This window comes from Pantoea sp. App145 (assembly GCF_047947045.1).
Classification (GTDB): Bacteria; Pseudomonadota; Gammaproteobacteria; order Enterobacterales; family Enterobacteriaceae; genus Pantoea.
In genome coordinates this window covers 1,038,040-1,058,725 of record NZ_CP133290.1, presented here as the reverse complement: position 1 = coordinate 1,058,725, position 20,686 = coordinate 1,038,040, and the positions used below count along the sequence as shown (strand labels likewise).

At 54.7% G+C, this 20,686-nt stretch carries 19 protein-coding genes; 15 read left to right on the top strand and 4 right to left on the bottom strand.

All coding sequences use genetic code 11. The features are described 5' to 3' along the window. The first annotated feature begins 10 nt into the window (after positions 1-10). Positions 11-400 (top strand): chemotaxis response regulator CheY, encoded by a 390-nt coding sequence (gene cheY / locus RCF31_RS04740; protein WP_013508787.1) that lies wholly within the window; start codon positions 11-13, stop codon positions 398-400. A gap of 9 nt (positions 401-409) precedes the next feature. Further along, entirely contained in the window at positions 410-1,051 is a 642-nt protein-coding gene (gene cheZ, locus RCF31_RS04735) for a protein phosphatase CheZ (RefSeq protein WP_299452332.1), read from the top strand. 104 nt (positions 1,052-1,155) lie between these two features. Here the strand turns inward: cheZ and RCF31_RS04730 are convergent, their stop codons facing one another. Then, positions 1,156-1,977, bottom strand: a complete 822-nt coding sequence (locus tag RCF31_RS04730) for a DeoR/GlpR family DNA-binding transcription regulator (RefSeq protein ID WP_416412656.1) — start codon at positions 1,975-1,977, stop codon at positions 1,156-1,158. 374 nt (positions 1,978-2,351) lie between these two features. Between RCF31_RS04730 and RCF31_RS04725 the strand changes: the two genes are divergently transcribed. The 7 genes from RCF31_RS04725 (at position 2,352) to RCF31_RS04695 (ending at position 9,878) form a co-directional block, all read left to right on the top strand. Beyond that, a complete protein-coding gene (locus RCF31_RS04725) occupies positions 2,352-3,149 on the top strand; it encodes a GolD/DthD family dehydrogenase (protein WP_416412655.1) in 798 nt (265 codons plus the stop codon). 66 nt (positions 3,150-3,215) lie between these two features. Continuing rightward, complete coding sequence (locus RCF31_RS04720; protein ID WP_084874010.1) at positions 3,216-4,151, top strand: D-ribose ABC transporter substrate-binding protein; 936 nt, start codon at positions 3,216-3,218, stop codon at positions 4,149-4,151. Positions 4,152-4,195: 44 nt separating this feature from the next. Further along, the gene (locus RCF31_RS04715; RefSeq protein WP_416412654.1) at positions 4,196-4,807 is read left to right on the top strand and encodes a DUF2291 family protein; all 612 of its coding nucleotides are present in this window, start codon (positions 4,196-4,198) and stop codon (positions 4,805-4,807) included. A 10-nt stretch (positions 4,808-4,817) separates the two neighbouring features. Continuing rightward, complete coding sequence (locus RCF31_RS04710; protein WP_416412653.1) at positions 4,818-6,350, top strand: sugar ABC transporter ATP-binding protein; 1,533 nt, start codon at positions 4,818-4,820, stop codon at positions 6,348-6,350. Between the two features lie 12 nt (positions 6,351-6,362). Continuing rightward, positions 6,363-7,430: an ABC transporter permease gene (locus RCF31_RS04705; protein ID WP_299452350.1), complete on the top strand. Its 1,068-nt coding sequence runs from the start codon at positions 6,363-6,365 to the stop codon at positions 7,428-7,430. An 11-nt stretch (positions 7,431-7,441) separates the two neighbouring features. Further along, the gene (locus RCF31_RS04700) at positions 7,442-8,239 is read left to right on the top strand and encodes a glucose 1-dehydrogenase (RefSeq protein WP_299452351.1); all 798 of its coding nucleotides are present in this window, start codon (positions 7,442-7,444) and stop codon (positions 8,237-8,239) included. Between the two features lie 202 nt (positions 8,240-8,441). Continuing rightward, the gene (locus RCF31_RS04695; protein ID WP_416412652.1) at positions 8,442-9,878 is read left to right on the top strand and encodes a YchO/YchP family invasin; all 1,437 of its coding nucleotides are present in this window, start codon (positions 8,442-8,444) and stop codon (positions 9,876-9,878) included. 76 nt (positions 9,879-9,954) lie between these two features. On the opposite strand, the gene RCF31_RS04690 is transcribed toward RCF31_RS04695, so the two are convergent. Beyond that, positions 9,955-11,034 (bottom strand): porin, encoded by a 1,080-nt coding sequence (locus RCF31_RS04690; RefSeq protein WP_299452354.1) that lies wholly within the window; start codon positions 11,032-11,034, stop codon positions 9,955-9,957. Between the two features lie 886 nt (positions 11,035-11,920). On the opposite strand from RCF31_RS04690, the gene RCF31_RS04685 reads away from it, so the two are divergent. The 6 genes from RCF31_RS04685 (at position 11,921) to spy (ending at position 18,791) form a co-directional block, all read left to right on the top strand. Next, complete coding sequence (locus RCF31_RS04685) at positions 11,921-13,141, top strand: aspartate aminotransferase family protein (protein ID WP_313688092.1); 1,221 nt, start codon at positions 11,921-11,923, stop codon at positions 13,139-13,141. After that, on the top strand, positions 13,138-14,169 hold the full coding sequence (gene astA / locus RCF31_RS04680) for an arginine N-succinyltransferase (RefSeq protein WP_299452358.1): 1,032 nt from the start codon (positions 13,138-13,140) through the stop codon (positions 14,167-14,169). Before RCF31_RS04685 ends, astA begins: the two co-directional genes overlap by 4 nt. Further along, positions 14,166-15,635, top strand: coding sequence for a succinylglutamate-semialdehyde dehydrogenase (gene astD / locus RCF31_RS04675; protein WP_416412651.1), 1,470 nt, complete (start codon positions 14,166-14,168; stop codon positions 15,633-15,635). The genes astA and astD overlap by 4 nt, the downstream gene beginning before the upstream one ends. Beyond that, entirely contained in the window at positions 15,632-16,960 is a 1,329-nt protein-coding gene (gene astB, locus RCF31_RS04670; RefSeq protein WP_416412650.1) for an N-succinylarginine dihydrolase, read from the top strand. Before astD ends, astB begins: the two co-directional genes overlap by 4 nt. Positions 16,961-17,006: 46 nt before the next feature. Beyond that, positions 17,007-18,002, top strand: a complete 996-nt coding sequence (gene astE / locus RCF31_RS04665; protein WP_416412649.1) for a succinylglutamate desuccinylase — start codon at positions 17,007-17,009, stop codon at positions 18,000-18,002. A 288-nt stretch (positions 18,003-18,290) separates the two neighbouring features. Then, positions 18,291-18,791, top strand: coding sequence for an ATP-independent periplasmic protein-refolding chaperone Spy (gene spy, locus RCF31_RS04660; protein ID WP_416412648.1), 501 nt, complete (start codon positions 18,291-18,293; stop codon positions 18,789-18,791). A gap of 79 nt (positions 18,792-18,870) precedes the next feature. Here the strand turns inward: spy and cho are convergent, their stop codons facing one another. Next, positions 18,871-19,731, bottom strand: coding sequence for an excinuclease Cho (cho, locus tag RCF31_RS04655; RefSeq protein WP_416412647.1), 861 nt, complete (start codon positions 19,729-19,731; stop codon positions 18,871-18,873). Between the two features lie 35 nt (positions 19,732-19,766). After that, entirely contained in the window at positions 19,767-20,684 is a 918-nt protein-coding gene (yddG, locus tag RCF31_RS04650; RefSeq protein WP_416412646.1) for an aromatic amino acid DMT transporter YddG, read from the bottom strand. Between the last annotated feature and the right edge of the window lie 2 nt (positions 20,685-20,686).

The window sequence follows — 20,686 nt, the reverse complement described above, 5'->3', positions numbered from 1 at the left end:
AGGAGTAGATATGGCTGATAAAAATATGCGCTTTTTGGTGGTGGACGACTTCAATACGATGCGTCGTATCGTCCGCAACCTGCTAAAAGAGCTGGGATTCAATAACGTTGAAGAAGCAGAAGACGGCGCGGATGCGCTGACCAAACTGCGCGCAGGCGGCTTTGATTTTGTAATTTCTGACTGGAACATGCCCAACATGGACGGTCTGGAACTGCTGCAAACCATTCGTGCCGATGCCACGCTGGGCAAACTGCCGGTGCTGATGGTAACCGCAGAAGCGAAGAAAGAAAACATCATCGCGGCGGCGCAGGCCGGAGCCAGCGGATACGTAGTGAAGCCGTTTACTGCGGCCACACTGGAAGAAAAATTAGGCAAGATCTTCGAAAAACTGGGTATGTAAGGAGATGTGATGAGCGACCTTCCGAAACCAACAGAAGAAGTCTCGGCACAGGATATCATTGCCCGCATCGGCTCGCTGACGCGCATGCTGCGTGACAGCCTGCGTGAGCTGGGGCTGGATCAGGCGATTGCTGAAGCGGCAGAAGCGATTCCTGATGCGCGCGATCGTCTGGATTATGTGGTGCAGATGACGGCGCAGGCGGCAGATCGTGCGCTGAACTGCGTTGAAGCGGCGCAGCCGCACCAGGACAAAATGGAAGCCGGCGCTAACCAGCTGAAAGGCCGCTGGGATGCCTGGTTTGAAAACCCGATTGAGCTGGCGGATGCTCGCGAGTTGGTTTCGGATACGCGCGAATTCCTCACCGCCGTACCGGAGCACACCGCGTTTACCAACAAGCAGCTGCTGGAAATCATGATGGCGCAGGACTTCCAGGATCTGACGGGGCAGGTGATTAAGCGCATGATGGATGTTATCCAGGAAATTGAACGCCAGCTGTTGATGGTGTTGCTGGAAAACATGCCAGAAGTGAGTGCCGAGCAGCGTAAGCAAAGCAACAGCCTGCTGAATGGACCGCAGATTCACACCGATGCACCGGGTGTGGTGGCGAACCAGGACCAGGTCGATGATTTGCTGGATAGTTTAGGGTTTTAATTAATCCATAGTGTTTCGTAGCGGCGCGATTTATCGCGCGGGTTTTGCCGATATCGTGTATGGAATGGCGCGATAAATCGCGCCGCTACGGACGGGATGGTGATTTACATCGCCCGACGCTGCGCCACGGCCAGTGGCGGGGCAACCAGCACCTGCACACCCAGCGCTTCAAAGGCAGCGATTTGCGCGGCCGTAATGCCGCTATCGGTGATCAGATAGTGAATATGGCTCCAGTCGCAGGGCAGGGCGAACATCGAAACCTTATCAATTTTACTCGAGTCGGCCACCACAAACACGGTACTGGCTGACTGAATCATCGCCATCTTCACCTTGATATCGGTCTCGCTGGGGAAACTTAAACCCAGACGAGGAGAGATACAAGCCGTCGCCAGAAACAGCTTTTCGGCCAGCACGTTCTCAAAAAACGAGGCGGCTTTTTCTCCCGACGTCGACAGCGTGGGAAACTTAAACGTCCCTCCGGTCAGCAGGATATTGATCCCCGGCTCCCCTCCCAGTTTCAACGCAATGTTTACCGCTGTGGTGATCACTGACAGACGGCGGATATGGCCAATCGCTTCGGCAATCGCCGTAGTGGTGGTGCCGGAATCGAAAATCACCGTATCACCGTTCTCAACATACTGCGCGGCAAGGCGACCAATTGCTTCCTTTTCGTCCAGATGCGTCTGACGTTCCAGCAACAATGCACCGGTATTTTGCTTACCGGTCATCAGGGTGGCCCCCCCATGATAACGCTGCACATGCCCGGCCTTCTGCAACATGCGCAGGTCGGTACGAATCGTCGCTTCCGTTAAGCCAAAGGTTTCTGTCAGCGCTTTTACCGTGACCGTACCGTCTTCACGGATCATCTCAAGTATCTTCTCACGGCGCTGCTGCATGTCGGCCAGCTGCTCAGTTTTACTTTTCAATCGAAACTCTCCCTTTTTCCAATCACGGTCTGATCGTTGCGAAAAGAAACCCGAGCTGATTTTACTCTGCGCTCAGGGGATTTGCGAGGTGACTCGCACAAACATTGATTTTCGAACGAAAATATAAAATCGATATGGAATTGATTTCACAATGACAAAGCAGCGCTTTTATCCATGCTGATTTTTACGTTATTTTATAAATATCAATAAATACATGCATATAAAAATTATCCTGGTAATTTGTATGAAATTTGATCTCACCCACAAACCATTAACAAACGATAGCTTATATTTTTGTTCGAAAATGAGTGGCAAGTGTCATCCGCTGACCAGCCATAACCAGAGCTATCGACTGACAACCAGGGAGAGTAAGGATGAGTGGGGAATATGATGTAAATCTGCGCTACGGCGTGAATTCAGACCAGGACCTGTCCGGTAAAGTCGCGGTGGTGACGGGGGGACTCGGTGGGATCGCCATGGCCAGTAACCAGATGCTGTTGGAAAAAGGTGCCCGCCTGGCGCTGCTTTACCCTCCCTTCGAAAGCGACAAAGTCGCCAGCGTCAGCAGTCAGTTTGATGCTGAGCGCGTGTTGTTGGTCTGCTGTGATGTCACCGATCCGCAATCGGTGGAGGAGGCTTTCTCCCGCGTTGAACAGCATTACGGCCATCTCGATATCCTGGTGAACTGCGCCGGTTACGTGATGCTGCAACCGGTGCTGGAAACCGAGTTTGCCGAATGGCAGAAGCAAATTGCCGTCAACCTCACCGGGCCTTTTCTCTGCTCGCAGGCGGCAGGCAGACGCATGATCCGCGCCGGTCAGGGCGGCAAGATTATTAACATCGCCTCACAAGCTGCGTCTATCGCTATCGATAACCATGTGGCCTACACCTCGGCCAAAGCCGGGCTGCTGGGCATGACCAAAGTGATGGCGAAAGAGTTTGCGCCATATCGTATTAACGTCAACACCCTGTCGCCGACGGTGGTGTTGACCCCCATGGGTGAAAAAGCCTGGCGCGGCGAGAAGGGGGAACAAATGAAAACCCTGATTCCGTTGGGTCGCTTCGCCTACACCGATGAAATCGCTGCGGCAGTACTGTTCTTCGCCAGCAATGGCAGCGACATGATCACCGGCGCCGATCTGATGATCGACGGTGGCTTCACTATTTGGTAGTTCCGCGCCCGCACCAGAGAAGGCGACAACCCTGCAAACGTAATAATTACAATGAGAGACATCACCATGAAAACCCGTACCCTGCTGTTAACCGCCATTGCCAGCTGTCTGGTTTCACATGTCAGCCTCGCGGCGGACAAAGGCACCATTATGATTCTGGTAAATTCCCTGGATAACCCGTATTACGCCTCTGAAGCGAAAGGGGCCAACCTGAAGGCGCAGGAACTCGGCTACAAAACCAGCGTGCTGTCGCACGGTGAAGATGTAAAGAAACAGAGTGAGCTGATCGATGCGGCCATCGGCAAAAAGGTGCAGGGCATCGTGCTGGATAACGCCGATTCCACCGCCAGCGTCGCGGCGATCAAAAAGGCGAAAGATGCCGGTATTCCGGTGGTGTTGATTAACCGTGAAATCCCGGTTGACGATGTGGCGCTGGAACAAATCACCCACAACAATTTCCAGGCTGGTTCAGACGTGGCCAACGTGTTTGTGGAGAAGATGGGTGAGAAGGGCAAATATGCTGAACTGACCTGTAACCTCGCCGACAATAACTGTGTCACCCGTTCCAAATCCTTCCATCAGGTCCTCGATCAATACCCCGATATGCAGAGCGTGGCGCGCCAGGATGCCAAAGGTACGCTGATCGATGGCAAACGCATCATGGACAGCATCCTGCAAGCGCATCCGGATGTGAAAGGGGTGATCTGTGGCAATGGCCCGGTGGCACTGGGGGCGATTGCCGCGCTGAAAGCGGCCGGACGTAATGATGTCACCGTGGTGGGGATTGATGGCAGCAACGACGAACGTGATGCGGTCGAGGCGGGATCACTGAAAGCCACCGTGATGTTGCAGGCACAGGCAATTGCCGCACAGGGCGTGACCGATCTTGATAACTATATTCAGAAAGGCACCAAACCTGAGAAACAGCGCGTAATGTTCCGCGGCATCCTGATCACCCCGGAAAATGCGAAAAACGTTCAGGATTTTAACTACAAATCTTAATTTCACGCAGGTGCGCCCGCGCGTCGGGCGCCAGGGAGAATGTGATGTACAGACGACTCTGGCTGCTGCTTCCTGTTGTGATCCTCAGCGGCTGCCGCATTGTGTCGCAGCAGGAGCTGGCCGACCTGAAGAATCCCCCCAATCCGCAAATGACAAATATTGCGGGCACATGGCAACAAAAGCTGGTGCCACAGGTGGCGCATGACGCGAAGCCGCTGGCGCAACTGATGAAAGAACTGCAATCCGCGAAGGATTTTGATACCGCCTGTAAAACCTTGGGTTATCGCAGCCAGGAAGAGAATCCCTGCGTGTTCAGTGTGAGCGTGCAGGGCGAAGTCACCGGCGTTAACACCACTTCACGCAGTGGAAAAATGACGGTGAAAGATGCGTCCGGCGAAACGGTGACGGTGCAGATGGGGCCAATTATCCGCGGTACCGCCCTGCGTGATGTCTACAAAGGGGCCAGCTATCAGGACTTCAACGATCAGGTGTTGTTTGGTGACTATGGCCGGGCCATCAATCAACAGGCGTCTAACATGATGCAGACCTTTAAACCGAAAACCGGCGATAAAGTGGCGCTGGCTGGCGTGTTCAGCAGCTGGGATATTCCGCAACAGGCACCGGATATCACCCCGGCGCAAATCACCCGGCAATAAGGAGATGGCGATGCACAATCCTCAGCCCGCCGGACAGCCGGATGTGATTATCGAAACCCGCAATGTCTCGCGCATTTATCCCGGCGTCACCGCGCTGGATCAGGTTAACTATCGTGTCTACCGCAACAAGGTTAACGTGCTGATTGGTGAAAATGGCGCGGGCAAATCCACCATGATGAAAATGCTGGCGGGGGTGGAGACGCCCTCGTCCGGTGAGATTTGGCTTGATGGTGCACCGGTCACGCTCAGTTCCACCCATCAGGCGGAACAGCATGGTATCAGCATCATCTTTCAGGAGCTGAACCTGTTCCCCAATATGAATGTGATGGACAACATCTTCATCGCCAACGAGTTTTTCCAGCGTGGCGTGATCAATGAAAAATATCAGTATGCGTTGGCGAAATCCCTGCTGGAGCGACTGGAGCTGGATGTGGATCCCTATGCTCCGCTGGGGGAGCTGGGCATCGGCCATCAGCAACTGGTGGAAATTGCCCGGGCGCTGTCGAAAGACACGCGGGTACTCATTATGGATGAACCTACCAGCGCCCTGAGCCAGTCCGAGGTCAAAGTGCTATTTAACGTGATTGACCAACTGAAGCGGCGTGGCGTCACCATCATCTATATCTCACACCGGCTGGAGGAACTGATGGAAATTGGTGACCACATCACCATCTTCCGTGATGGACGTTTTATCAGTGAACGCGAAGTTCGCGATGCCTCTATCCCGTGGATCATTGAACAGATGGTCGGGGACAAGAAAAAACATTTTGATTACCAACCTGCGCCACAGGGCGAGACGGTGCTCGATGTCACGGGGCTGACGGCGTTACATCAGAACGGCGGCTACAAACTGAATGATGTGTCGTTTTCATTGCGCAAAGGTGAGGTTATCGGCATTTACGGTCTGCTCGGTGCCGGGCGTACCGAGTTGTTTAAGGGGCTGATCGGCATGATGCATTGCCAGTCGGGCAGTGTCTGTCTGAATGGTGCCATCCTCGACAAACAAAGCTTTCAGCAGCGGCTGAAAAAAGGCATCACCCTGGTGCCGGAAGATCGTCAGACCGAGGGTGTGGTACAGCTAATGTCGATCACCGCCAATATGACCCTTACTGAACTCAGCCTGCGCGGTTTTCGTCGTGCGTTGCGGATGCTCAATCCGCAGCAGGAGCGGGGCCGGGTGGATGAGATGATCAGTCAACTGGCGATTAAAGTCAGCGATGCGGAACTTCCCATCACCTCACTCAGCGGCGGGAATCAGCAAAAAGTGGTGCTGGGCAAAGCGCTGATGACCGGTCCACAGGTGGTACTGCTGGATGAACCCACGCGCGGCATTGACGTGGGGGCGAAAACCGATGTCTATCACCTGATTGGCAACCTGGCGCAACGTGGGCTGGCGGTGATGTTCTCTTCTTCCGAGCTGGATGAAGTGATGGCACTGGCTGACCGTATTCTGGTGATGGCCGATGGCCGTATCACCGCCGATCTGCCCCGAAGCGAAGCGACCAGGGAAGCCCTGATTAGCGCTTCGACACCGCATGATTAAGTGAGGCAAACAATGAATCAAAAATATCTGCTGTATATGTATTTGCTGAAGGCGCGCACGTTTATTGCCCTGCTGATCGTTATTGGCTTCTTCAGCCTGATGGTGCCGAACTTTCTCACCACCTCCAACCTGCTGATCATGACACAACATGTGGCGATCACCGGCTTACTGGCCATCGGCATGACACTGGTTATCCTGACCGGGGGCATTGATTTGTCGGTGGGGGCGGTGGCCGGGATTTGCGGCATGGTGGCCGGTGCATTGCTCACCAATGGACTGCCGCTGTGGGGCGGTAACGTGATGTTCTTCAACGTCCCGGAGGTGATTCTGCTGGTGGCGTTGTTCGGTATCGCTCTCGGTTTGATCAATGGCGCGGTGGTGACACGGCTGGGTGTGGCTCCCTTTATCTGTACCCTCGGCATGATGTATGTCGCACGCGGCTCGGCGCTGCTGTTTAACGATGGCAGCACTTACGCCAACCTGGTGGGGATGCCGGAACTGGGTAATACCGGTTTTGCGTTGCTGGGTTCGGGCACCGTATTGGGCATCTATATCCCTATCTGGCTGATGGTCGGTTTCCTGCTGCTCGGCCTCTATCTGACGCGTAAAACCCCGCTCGGTCGTTATATCTATGCCACCGGCGGTAATGAATCGGCCGCCCGGCTGGCCGGGGTGCCGATCATCAAGGTGAAGGTGTTTGTCTACGCCTTCTCTGGTCTGTGTGCGGCGTTGGTGGGGTTGGTGGTGGCATCACAGTTACAAACCGCGCACCCGATGACTGGCAACATGTTTGAGATGGATGCCATCGGGGCCACGGTGCTGGGCGGCACGGCGCTGGCGGGCGGACGTGGCCGGGTGTCTGGCTCGATTATCGGCGCTTTCGTTATCGTCTTCCTTGCCGATGGCATGGTGATGATGGGCGTCAGCGATTTCTGGCAGATGGTGATCAAAGGTCTGGTGATTGTCACGGCCGTGGTTATCGATCAGTTCCAGCAAAAATTACAAAGCAAGGTGGTGCTGCTGCGCAGACACGAAAAAAAGCAGCAATCAGCCGCCCTGTCTGAAGTCACTCATGGATAACAGGAGGCAATATGACACGCGATTTTAGTGGAAAGACAGTGGTGATTACCGGGGCCTGTCGCGGCATTGGGGCAGGCATCGCCGAACGTTTTGCCCGCGACGGTGCCCGGCTGGTGATGGTGTCCAATGCCGAACGGGTATTTGCCACGGCGGAAAAATTAACGCAGGAATATGGCAGCGAGATCCTCGCACTGCAGGTGGATGTTACCAATGAAACCGAAGTGCAGCAGCTGTATCAGCAGGCTGTCGGGCGTTTTGGCAGCATTGATGTCTCGATCCAGAACGCCGGGGTGATCACCATCGATCGCTTCGACAGCATGCCGAAAAGTGACTTTGAAAAGATTCTGGCGGTCAATACCACGGGCGTCTGGTTGTGTTGCCGTGAAGCGGCAAAATATATGGTGAAGCAGGGGAGCGGCAGTCTGATCAATACCTCATCCGGGCAGGGACGGCAGGGGTTTATCTACACGCCACATTACGCCGCCAGCAAGATGGGGGTGATCGGCATTACACAAAGCCTGGCGCTGGAACTGGCTCCCTGGCACATCACCGTTAACGCGTTTTGCCCCGGTATTATCGAGAGCGAAATGTGGGATTACAACGACCGCGTCTGGGGCGAGATCCTCAGCAATGATAAGAAGCAATATGGCAAAGGCGAGCTGATGGCGGAGTGGGTGGAGAATATCCCACTGAAACGTGCCGGACAGCCGCAGGACGTTGCCGGGCTGGTGGCATTTCTGGCATCGGATGATGCGCGTTATATCACCGGGCAAACCATCAATGTGGACGGTGGTTTGATCTTTTCCTGAACGTCAATCCACCCGGTGCGAATGCATTCGCACGTGACAAATGTCGGGTCGGCATTTATGCCGACCAGGCAAATATTGCACGACATCAAATCGGCTATTCAGACAGAGTGACACTGCGGAAATTGAGAAATATGTTAAGGTTATCTTTACGCTGTTTTGTGAGAGACCTCTAATTTTTATCTGAATTGAACCCGATTTCGTTATGTTACCAGCTGTTTTGATACCTCAATTCCTGCGTTTTACCCTCGGTGCTGCGGCACTGCTTATGGCTGTGCCTACTGCCCAGGCGCTGATGCCTGACAACAATATTTCCGCTACCCCATTTGATGACGCGGCGCATTTCGTGAAGATGGCCGATGATTTACCCGCCCTTGGTTACCAGGCTGACAGTGAAAACCTCGCGAAAAAGCTGGCAGATATGGCGAAAAGCATCGGCGAGGCGAGCGAGAGCAGCAGCGATACCACTTTTGGCCATCAGGCGGGCGTCTGGGCATTTAACCATTTCCGCGATGAAGTGGCAGAACGGGTGCAGAGCGAAGGACAGTCAATGCTCTCACCTTATGGCACTGCGCAGATTGATTTGAATGTCGATATGGATGGCAACTTTACCGGCAGTGGTGCCGAATTGCTGACACCCTGGGCCGATCGCCAGCGTTATCTCACCTTTAGCCAGCTGGGATTTCATCAGACGGATGACGGCCTGGTGGCCAACGCCGGGCTGGGCCAGCGCTGGGTGGCCGGTAGCTGGTTGCTCGGCTACAACGCGTTTGTCGATCATATGTTCGATAGCAGTTTGCAACGCGGTTCGCTGGGTACGGAGGCCTGGGCGGATTATCTGCGTTTTTCTGCTAACTATTATTACCCGCTTTCAGGCTGGCACAACGGCGATCCTAATCAGCAGCAACGCATGGCGCGTGGCTATGATTTTACGACTCAGGGGTATCTGCCGTTTTATCGTCAGCTCGGCGTCTCGGTCAGCTGGGAACAGTATCTGGGGCAGGATGTGGATCTGTTTAATTCAGGCACCCGCTATCACAACCCCTCGGCACTGACCTTCGGTCTTTCCTACACGCCGGTGCCGCTGGTTACCGTCTCCGCCAGCCACAAAACCGGCAGTGAAGGGGAGAGTCAGGACCAGTTCGGCCTGCGGCTGAATTATCGTTTTGGCGTGGCCTTAAGCCAGCAGCTGGATGCCGCTAATGTGGCCGCTGCCCGCTCGCTTCGCGGTAGCCGCTACGACACAGTCACGCGTAATTACACGCCGGTGATGGAGTACCGGCAGCGCAAAACGCTGGCGGTATTTCTTGCCACACCGCCGTGGCAGCTGAACGGGAGTGAAAGTTTACCGTTGAAGCTGCAAATCCACTCGGTCAATCCGATCATTGCGGTCAGCTGGCAGGGCGATACCCAGGCGCTGAGTCTTACCCCGCCAGCCAACCCGAATGATCCCCAGGGATGGAGCATCATTATGCCCGCGTGGGACAACACGCCAGGGGCGAGCAATCATTATCGCCTCGCGGTAACGCTGGAGGACAGTAAGCATAATCGTGTGACATCTAACTGGATCACGTTACAGCTGCAACAACCGTTCACGCTGAATCAAACCGAAGGCACACGTTTTGATGTGCTGGAGCCGTAAAAGAAAAGGGCAGCTTACGCTGCCCTTTGGGGACGTCCGGTTGACACGGGCCGGACGACAATGAGGGTAAACCAACTTAGAACTGGTACACCAGACCCACAGCAGTGATGTCGTCGGTAGCCAGACCCAGCGGGTTGTTGTCCTTCAACAGGTTGATGCGGTATTCCGCATAAGCAGACATGTTTTTGTTGAAGTAGTAAGTTGCACCAATTGAGGTGTACTTGATGATGTCCGCATCGCCGATGCTCTCAATGTCTTTACCTTTCGAAGACACGTAGCCCACAGACGGACGGAAACCGTTCAGGAACTGATACTGGGCAACCGCTTCGAAGTTCACCGCTTTGTTGGCGAAGCCACCAGAAATCGGCGTGGCATTCATGGTCTGACCGTACATGGTCGCCAGATAGATCTGATTAGCGTCGTATTTGATACCGGTTGCCCAATGCTGCGCTTTATCACCGTGACCACGGGTAGCGGCATTCTGCGTCTCAGTACGATCGAGGCTGGCGTAAGCACCAACCAGGCTCAGGCCGAAGTCGAAATCGTAAGAAGTCGAAAGGGCGAAACCATCACCATTCGAACGGCGTACCGCGATGGTAGAATAATCGGTGCGGTCGTTTTTGCCTTCGTACTGAGCAGCAACGTTCAGGCCTTTAACCAGACCGAAGAAATCTTTGTTACGCCAGGTCAGCACGCCAGTAGAGCGGCCAGACAGGAAGGCGTCGGTGTAACCTGAGTCACCGCCGAAGAACGGCAGCATATCGGTGTAGCCCAGCACGTCATAAACCAGACCGTAGTTACGGCCGTAGTCCAGTGAGCCGAACTCACCATATTTCAGACCTGCGTAACCCAGACGGGTACGGTTACCGGTTTGTGAATCAGTACCGCCTTCGGAGTTGCTCAAGCTGTACTGATACTGCCAGAAACCATAGCCGGTCAGCTGGTCAGTAATTTTGGTTTCGCCTTTGAAACCCAGACGGGTGTAAGAGGAAGTTTCACCGTTGTTGTTGTCATCATCAGAAAACAGGTGTGAAACGTTGATTTTCCCGACCAGGTCAAGTTTGTTGCCATCTTTGTTATAGATTTCCGCGGCGTGAGCAGTAGAAAGTCCCAGCAGTAACGGCATTACTGCTGCCAGTAAAGAACGCTTCATCATTTAATTTTTACCCTATGTTATTTTTTAATTGTTGCCCTGCTATGGGGCGAAACGAAAATGACACAAAAGGTTCAAGATCGAAAGTGCAATAAATGTAACAAATTATTTCATGTTGGCTTTTTGTGCGAATGTCGTTCACGTATTCCAATATATGGAAATGGTTATTGTTTTTACTTATCTGTGAACATAACCGAAATCATGAATTTAAAATAACTAAGTGAATGAAATTAATCATTTTATTGTTTTTCTACTTTGCCATGTTATTTGATTTTATAATGTCCGTATATAGGATCTGTCTATGTGATTTTGTTCAATAACATATTAGCGAAGTCACCTAATAGTTAGCCTGATCACTTTTTCTATAAATACGCTGTTTCTGTTTATTTCTGAAATTATAATAACCTTAGTCACTATAAAACTTTCCATCCTCGCGCCATTCCACAATGGCGAAAATAACCGCAATGGCGTTATTTGTTTGTTAAAATCTGTATTAAAAATAGCCAGTTCAATGGGGCGTTTTCGCGCACTAATATCGTGCCATTACGCACCATAAGTGATCATTGCGCCCTGAATTGGTGCTTTCTTTGCCTCGCACTGGCGAAATATTTGCTGGCTGGTCACAAAAGCAATATTTCATTTTGTGAATGCATAAATCCTCTTAAGAATTCTCTGACATATAGACGCCATCAGACTGATATTCACTTTTTATGCATTTAAAGTGAATAGTGACATGGCGTAACTCATTGATATTTCGTTGCATGAATCCATTTATGCATTTTTTCCTCTGGCTGGCACGGTTACTGCAATATACAGTTAAGTCGAGGGTTACTAGTTTTTAACATTTTTAAAACAATGGCTTCACGTTAAGTGGAGCAGGAGAAGGGTTATGTCAATGCAGGTTTCACGTCACGATTTCGATCAATGGATGATGCCAGTTTATGCTCCCGCCGCGTTTGTTCCGGTGCGCGCTGAAGGTTCAACACTCTGGGATCAGCAGGGTAAGGATTATATCGATTTCGCCGGAGGAATTGCCGTCAATGCGCTGGGACATGCGCATCCGGCACTGCAACAGGCGTTGCAGGAACAGGCCAGCAAACTGTGGCATACCGGTAACGGCTACACCAATGAACCTATCCTGCGTCTGGCAAAACAACTGATTGATGCCACCTTTGCTGACCGCGTGTTTTTCTGTAACTCCGGTGCTGAAGCCAATGAAGCGGCGTTGAAGCTGGCGCGTAAAGCGGCTCATGACCGCTTCGGTGCAGAAAAAAGCGGAATCGTTGCTTTTAATAACGCCTTCCATGGTCGCACCTTATTTACCGTCTCGGCGGGTGGTCAGCCTGCTTATTCCCGCGATTTTGCGCCGCTGCCGCCGGATATCCAGCATGCGCCGTATAACGATCTTGCTGCGGCGGCAGCCTTAATTAATGACCAAACCTGTGCGGTGATCGTTGAACCGATTCAGGGTGAGGGCGGCGTGGTACCGGCTGATCCTGCGTTCCTGCGTGGCCTGCGTGCACTCTGTGACCAACATCATGCCGTACTGATTTTCGACGAAGTCCAAAGCGGCGTAGGCCGTACCGGTTCGCTTTATGCTTATATGCACTACGGCGTGACCCCGGATGTCCTCACTACCGCCAAAGCTCTGGGTGGTGGATTCCCGATCGGCGCGATGCTGACGCGTGAGGACCTGGCACTGGTGATGGGAGTGGGTACCCACGGCACCACCTATGGCGGCAACCCGCTGGCTGGCGCGGTCGGGGGCAAAGTGATGGAGCTGATTAACCAGCCCGCCTTTATGGCCGGGGTGAGTGAACGCCATCAGTGGTTTGTTGACGCCCTGGAAGAACTGAATCAACGTCTGCCGCTGTTTAAGGAAATCCGTGGACTTGGTCTGTTGATTGGCGCGGTGCTGAACGACGATTTCGCCGGTAAAGCCAAACAGTTCAATCTGGCCGCAGCGGAAGAAGGTGTCATGGTATTGATTGCCGGTGCCAGCGTGGTGCGCTTCGCCCCGGCGCTCAATATCAGTGAGCAGGAAGCGAAAGAAGGGCTGGCGCGTTTCGCCCGTGCCTGTGAACGCGTGCTCAAAGGAGCAGCATTATGATGGTAATCCGTCCCGTCGAACGTGACGACCTGGCGCAGTTGCTGTCGCTGGCGGGCAAAACCGGTGGCGGCCTGACGTCGCTGCCGGCGGATAGCCATACCCTGCAGGCCCGTATCGAACGCTCATTGCTGACGTGGCAGGACGCTCTGCCGCGTGCCGAACAGGGCTATGTGTTTGTGCTGGCTGACAGCGAGGATAATCGTGCGGTGGGGATTTGCGCGATTGAGGTGGCCGTGGGGTTACAGGATCCCTGGTACAACTTTCGTGTGGGTACGCAGGTGCATGCGTCAAAAGAGTTGAATGTCTATGCCAGCCTGCCAACGCTGTCGCTGAGTAACGACCATACCGGCAGCAGTGAGCTGTGCACCTTGTTTCTCGATCCTGATTATCGCGATGGTAAGAATGGCTACCTGCTGTCCAAATCGCGTTTTCTGTTTATGGCTAATTTCCGCAACCGTTTTATGCAGCATGTGGTGGCGGAAATGCGCGGGGTCAGCGATGAAAACGGCCATTCGCCGTTCTGGGATAGTGTTGGCAGCCGCTTTTTCTCAATGGAGTTCAGCAAAGCTGACTTCCTTAGCGGCACCGGGCAGAAAGCCTTTATCGCTGAACTGATGCCGAAGCATCCGTTGTACATCCATTACCTGAGCGAAGCCGCACAACAGGTGATTGGAGTGACCCATCCCAAAACTGCGCCTGCGCGGGCGGTGCTGGAAGCCGAAGGGTTTCGCTACCTCAACTATGTCGATATTTTTGACGGCGGCCCGACGCTGGAGTGCGAAATCGACCGCATCCGCGCCATCCGTAAAAGCCAGCTGCTGACGGCGGTAGCCGGAGAAGCCAGCGACGAATGGCCGCTGTGTCTGGTGGCGAACCTTAATTATCAACAATTTCGTGTTGCGCTGTTGCCGGTGGATATCGCCTCTGGTCGCGTGCGCCTCAACGACAGCCAGCGTGATGCGCTGTGCTGTGGCTATGGCGACAACCTGCGTGTTGTGACGCTCGGTCGCGAGGAGAAAAAAGCATGACGCATTTTATTAATGGTCAATGGTTGACCGGTGGCGCAGACGCCTTCAGCAAACAAAACCCGGTCAGCGGTGAAACCCTTTGGCAGGGCAAATCGGCATCGGCGTCTCAGGTCGCCGCCGCTTGCGAAGCGGCGCGTGCCGCGTTTCCGCACTGGGCGCGCAAAACCTTTGCCGAGCGCCAGGCGCTGGTGGAGGCATTTGGTCGCCAGCTGGAAGCCCATAAGAACGAACTGGCGGCAACCATCGCCTGCGAAACCGGTAAACCCCGCTGGGAAACGCTGACTGAAGTCCAGGCGATGATCAACAAAATCGCTATTTCCGTGAAGGCCTACCATACCCGCACCGGCGAGCAGGCTGAGGGTGAAAGCTCGTTGCGCCATCGTCCGCATGGGGTGCTGGCGGTATTTGGCCCTTATAACTTTCCCGGTCATTTGCCGAATGGTCATATTGTACCGGCGCTGCTGGCAGGTAACTGCGTGGTGTTCAAACCCAGTGAACTGACGCCAATGACCGCAGAAAAAACTGTGCAGCTGTGGCAGAAAGCGGGCATCCCTGCCGGGGTACTCGGTATGGTGCAGGGCGGTCGTGACACCGGGCAGGCACTGGCGGCGGAAAGCCAGATTGATGGCCTGCTGTTTACCGGCAGTGCCGCAACGGGCTATCACCTGCATAAGCAGTTTGCCGGGCAGCCGGAGAAAATGCTGGCGCTGGAGATGGGCGGTAACAATGCCCTGATTGTTGAGGATCCGGCTGATATCGACGGTGCGGTGCATATCGCTATTCAGTCGGCGTTTATCACCGCCGGGCAGCGTTGCACCTGTGCGCGCCGCTTACTGGTGAAACGCGGAGCGGCGGGTGATGCGTTTCTGCAACGTCTGGTAGAAGTGAGTGGCCGTTTACACCCTGCGGCCTGGAATGCTGAACCTCAGCCGTTTATGGGTAGTGTGATCTCCCCGGCTGCGGCCGGACAGATCTTTGCTGCCTGGCAGAAGCGGGTGGATATGGGCGGGAAAGTGCTGCTGGGTATGCACTGGCCGGATCGCGACAGCGCCATCATCACGCCGGGCATCATTGATATGACCGATGTCCGTGCATTACCGGATGAAGAAGTCTTCGGCCCGCTGTTGCAGGTGGTGCGCTATGACAGCTTTGAACAGGCGATTCGTCTCGCCAATCAGACGCGTTATGGTCTCTCCTGTGGCCTGATTTCTCCGCAGCGCGCGCAGTTCGATCAACTGCTGCTGGAAGCGTGCGCTGGCATTGTTAACTGGAACAAACCACTGACCGGGGCGGCCAGCTCTGCTCCGTTTGGCGGCGTTGGTGCCTCTGGTAACCACCGTGCCAGCGCCTGGTATGCGGCGGATTATTGCGCCTGGCCAATGGCATCGCTGGAAAGTCCCAACCTTAATCTGCCGGGCAGTTTATCGCCGGGCCTCGATTTTTCTGCGACGGAGGCCTCTGAATGAATGCGTTCGAAGCTAACTTTGATGGCCTGGTCGGCCTGACGCATCATTACGCCGGATTGTCGTTTGGTAACGAAGCTTCGACGCGCAATCAGCTGCAACCCTCGAACCCGCGTCTGGCGGCGAAACAGGGACTGCTGAAAATGAAAGCGCTGGCGGATATGGGCTATGTGCAGGGGGTAATCCCGCCACATGAGCGGCCCAATCTGCCGTTACTGCGTCAGCTCGGATTCAGCGGAAGCGATGAGCAGGTACTGGCCCAGGCGGCAAAGCAGGCGCCACAACTGCTGTCGGCAGCCAGTTCAGCGTCGGCGATGTGGGTCGCCAATGCTGCGACGGTTTCTCCCTCCGCCGACAGCGCCGACGGCCGTGTGCATTTCACCGTTGCCAATCTCAACAACAAGTTTCATCGCGCGATTGAAGCGCCGGAAACCGCCGATTTGCTGCGGGCGATCTTTCGCGATCCGCAACACTTCAGCGTGCATGATGCGCTGCCGCAGGTCGCACTCTTTGGTGATGAAGGCGCGGCTAACCATAACCGCTTCGGTGCGGCTTATGGTGACGCCGGGGTCCAGCTGTTTATTTATGGTCGTGACGGGAAGCAGCCGGGGGCTGAACCGGCGCGTTATCCGGCGCGGCAGACGCGTGAAGCCAGTGAGGCGGTGGCGCGTCTGCATCAGCTCAACGCGGAGCGGACGGTTTTCGCGCAGCAAAATCCGCGCGTGATTGACCAGGGAGTGTTCCATAACGATGTGATCGCCGTCAGTAATCAGCAGGTGCTGTTTTGCCATGAAGAGGCGTTCGTCAATCAGCCACAGCTGCTCGCCGATTTAGTGTCTCGGGTGCCGGGTTTCTGCGCGATTGAAGTGCCGGGCAGCAAGGTTTCCGTGGCCGATGCGGTGAATACTTATCTATTCAACAGCCAGCTGTTGCAGCGCGCCGATGGCGGCATGCTGCTGGTGCTGCCGGAAGAGTCGCGTCAGCACAGCGGCGTCTGGCGTTATCTGACCGAGCTGGTGGCGAGCGGCGGGCCAATTCGCGAACTGAAGGTTTTCGACCTGCGTGAAAGTATGTACAACGGCGGCGGTCCGGCGTGTCTGCGTTTGCGTGTGGTGCTGACTGAAGCGGAGCGTCAGGCACTGAATCCAGCGGTACTGATGAACGATCGCCTGTTTGCCACCCTGAATGACTGGGTCGATCGTCATTATCGTGATCGCTTAACCCAGGCGGACCTGGCCGATCCGCAACTGTTACGTGAAGGACGCACGGCGCTGGATGAACTGACACAGCTGCTAGACTTAGGCAGTGTCTACGCGTTTCAGCGCTAATGTCGGGGGCGAATATTTCGCCCCTGGCTTTACGTAAGGAGAGAGAATGCAGGATTTTTTACAACAAACACTGTCTGGCCGGGTGCCGCAGGAACGTCAGGGGAAAAATGCCCACCTGAGCTGGCAGTGGCTTGATGAGGGCATTCTGTCCTTAACCCCGCACGCACCGACGTCTCAGGCGTTGGTACTGTCGGCGGGGATCCACGGTAATGAAACCGCCCCGGTTGAGATCCTTAACCTGCTGCTCACGCCCCTGCTGCGGGGAGAAAAACCGCTGGCGGTGCGCCTGCTGGTGTTGCTGGGGAATCCACAGGCGCTGCGTAGCGGCAAGCGCTATCAGCAATATGATATCAATCGGTTATTTGGTGGCCGCTGGCAGCAGGTATCTGACGTAGCGGAAGCGCGACGTGCGATGCGGTTGGAACAGGCACTGGAAACCTTCTGGCGTAACTGCATCGGCTCTGAGACGCGCTGGCATCTCGATCTGCATACCGCGATTCGCGGTTCGTATCATGCCCGCTTTGGTGTGATGCCACAAAATCTGCGTCCGTGGCCGGATGACTTTATGCACTGGCTGGCGGCGGCGGGTCTGGAAGCGCTGGTGTTCCATCGTTCACCTGGCGGTACTTTTACCCATTTCAGCTGTGAACATTTCTCTGCGGCCAGCTGTACGCTGGAACTGGGTAAAGCGCTGCCGTTTGGCGAAAATGATCTTACCCAGTTCAGTGCGGCACAGCAGGCACTGGCGGCGTTGTTATACGGTGATGTGTTGCCGGCGATCGAGGCGTCACCTCGTCATTATCGTGTTGCCCAGCAAATTACCCGACATGGGGAAGATTTTGTGTTGCACATGGGGCCGGAAACCCTGAATTTTACCGCCTTTCCGCAAGGTACCCTGCTGGCGGAGGAGGGGGACACCCGTTATTACGTGCAGCAGGCACGTGAATATGTGCTGTTTCCCAATCCCAATGTGGCACCGGGTTTACGCGCTGGCCTGATGCTGGTGGAAGAGAATGAACAGACCCAGGCGCTGGCGTTGTAACGATCGCACCTGGCCGTAGCAGCGTGATTTATCGCGCTGCACCCTTTCGTTTTACCGACAATAACGTTACACTCCTCCTTAATTCCTGCGTTTTTTACCTTATTTGTCATACTCTTTTGCAATTCCTCACGCATTTCTTCTCAATCTCTCCATGATCGCCTGATATCTGTCTTTTATGCTTTCAGGGCTTTACTCAGCCTCTGAGTAGTTGACGTTCAGCGTCGTATGCTTGTTTCCGAAGACGCGACACAGGCTGTCGTCATGAAACTGAAAAGTAAGGACAATATTATGCGTAAACTGACTTCCCTCTTCCTGGCTACCGCGATGGCTCTCGGTGCTGCCAATATCGTCCATGCTGCGGCAGACAACCTGACGCCTCCGCCAGCCGGCAGCGAGAAACCCATGCATAAGCCGCCGATGATGCGCCATGGTGGCATGAACATGATGTTCAAGGGTCTGAACCTGACCGACGCACAGAAAAAGCAGATGCATGACATCATGCGTGAAAGCCATAAAGACTTTAAACGCCCGTCGCTGGAAGAGCGCCGCGCTAACCACGCCATCATTGCGTCTGACAGCTTCGACCGTGCGAAAGCCGAAGTGCAGGCAGAGAAAATGACCGCCAACGCGAAAGACCGCGCCGTGGCGATGATGGAAACCCAGAACAAACTCTATAACGTCTTGACGTCTGAACAGAAAAAACAGTTCAACGCCAATTTTGAGAAACGTCTGACAGAGAAAGGCCCGCACGACGGTAAAATGCCACCACCACCGGCTGATGGCGAATAATCCATTTAGCCTGACGGTTTGAGACCGCCGACGTTGTCCATCGCACCAGGTGCTTTGGGCAGCGTCGGCGGTTTTGTTTTTACAGCGGAATCAATGGGTAATCGCCCGACAACAACGGGCGGCAGAGAATTTTATAGCCATCGTGATCAAAGCCCTGTGATGCCCGCTGTAGCTGGCGTGCTTCTTCTTCGCTGCTCACCGAACCCAGCCAGAACCAGTGATCAATCACATGGATCTGCGTCATCCCCTCTCCACGTTCGACCATGCCGACGGCGCCTGGCCATGGCCAGCACACTACGCGTAAATCCTCCAGCGCCGACTGCAAACGCTGTTGATGCGCGCTGATCGTCTCGTGACCACAGCAGGCTCCGGCGCAGCGTTTCAGCGCAGCACGAAAACACCCCCGACCGCTGCGCAGACTCTCCAGACCGAGCAAGCCGTGGCACAGTCGTTGTTCATCGGCGATGCTTTTCAGTTTTTCCAGCGCCGCATGGCGGCTGCGAAACAGGCCATACAAATTGGGGGAAGATGAAAAATCGAGATCGCGGGCATAAACCACCTGCGGGGCGGCATCGCTCAGCTGGAGCGAGCAAAGCTGGCGGTTTTTTCGCAGACGTTTATTAAATAACGGCTGTTGCGTTTTGATCATCTGCGCTTCCAGCAACTGCGCGCCGAGATCACCCGCCGTTGGGATCCAGCTGACCCGCCGGGCCTGGCGCAGCATGCTGGCTTCATCGGGGGTGCGGAAATGGGACATCACGCGGCTGCGCAGATTGACGCTCTTACCGATATACAGCGGCAGGCTGTCACTCTCGCCGTGGAAAACATAGACGCCGGGCTGGTTGGGTAAACCTTCCAGCCACTGACGTAAATGTTCGGGATATTGATAAATGGCCGCCGCATCAAATTCGAGGCGGCTGCGGGTGGATTGTCTGACCAAAGAACACTCCGATTACTGGTTACCTATCCAGTATATCAGCCGGGCGTTTTTCTCGCCAGCGACGACAGGCGGCGCGTTGCCAGCCAGCAAACCAGTGAACCCAGGGTGATCATTAACACGCCCTGCCAGAAGGCCAGCGAGGGCGTCAGACCCAGCCACAGCGAGGCCAGCAAGGCAGACAGCACCGGGGTGAAGTAGGAGGCGGTCGCCAGCAGCGTCAGGTTGCCGTGCTGGATGCCGTGGTTCCAGGCTGAATAGGCAACGGCGGTCGATATCCCCATAAACAGCACCTCAAGCGCCGGAATCAGGCTGAAATGCAGCGAACTGAAATCTTCCGTCACAATAAATTTGATCCACAACGCCAGCGCAGTGATGACAAAGAACAGATTGACGCCGCTTTTGCCGCTGGCGTATCGACGCGTTACATTGTTGTACAGCCCCCAGGCGATCGCGGCGATAAATGCCAGCCCATAAGCCAGCGGATTGCTGAGCAGGTTATGTCCGAGTTGGCTGAGTGAACTGCTTCCGCCGCTTTGCAACACCCAGATAATACCCGCCAGTGACAACAGTAACCCCGGCCATAACCACACACGAAACCGCTGTTGATTCATCGGAATAGCGAACACAATCGTCAGGCACGGCCAGAGATAGTTGATCATCCCCAGTTCCAGCGATTGAGCGCGATCCTGTGCCAGACCAATCGCCAGTGCGAGGCAGATTTCATAGCCAACGAACAGCACCCCGCCACCCCACAGATAACGTGCAGGAAGCTGACGCAAATCCGGCAGGCCGCGCGTCAGGCATAACAATACGGCGGTAGTGGTGTAAATCAATGCTGCCCCGCCCGTCGCACCAAAGGCTTCACTGACGCTGCGTAACAGACCAACGGTGGTGCTCCAGAGTAAAATCGCGCTCAGCCCTACCAGGGTGGCACGCGGTAAATTTGCAAGCATAG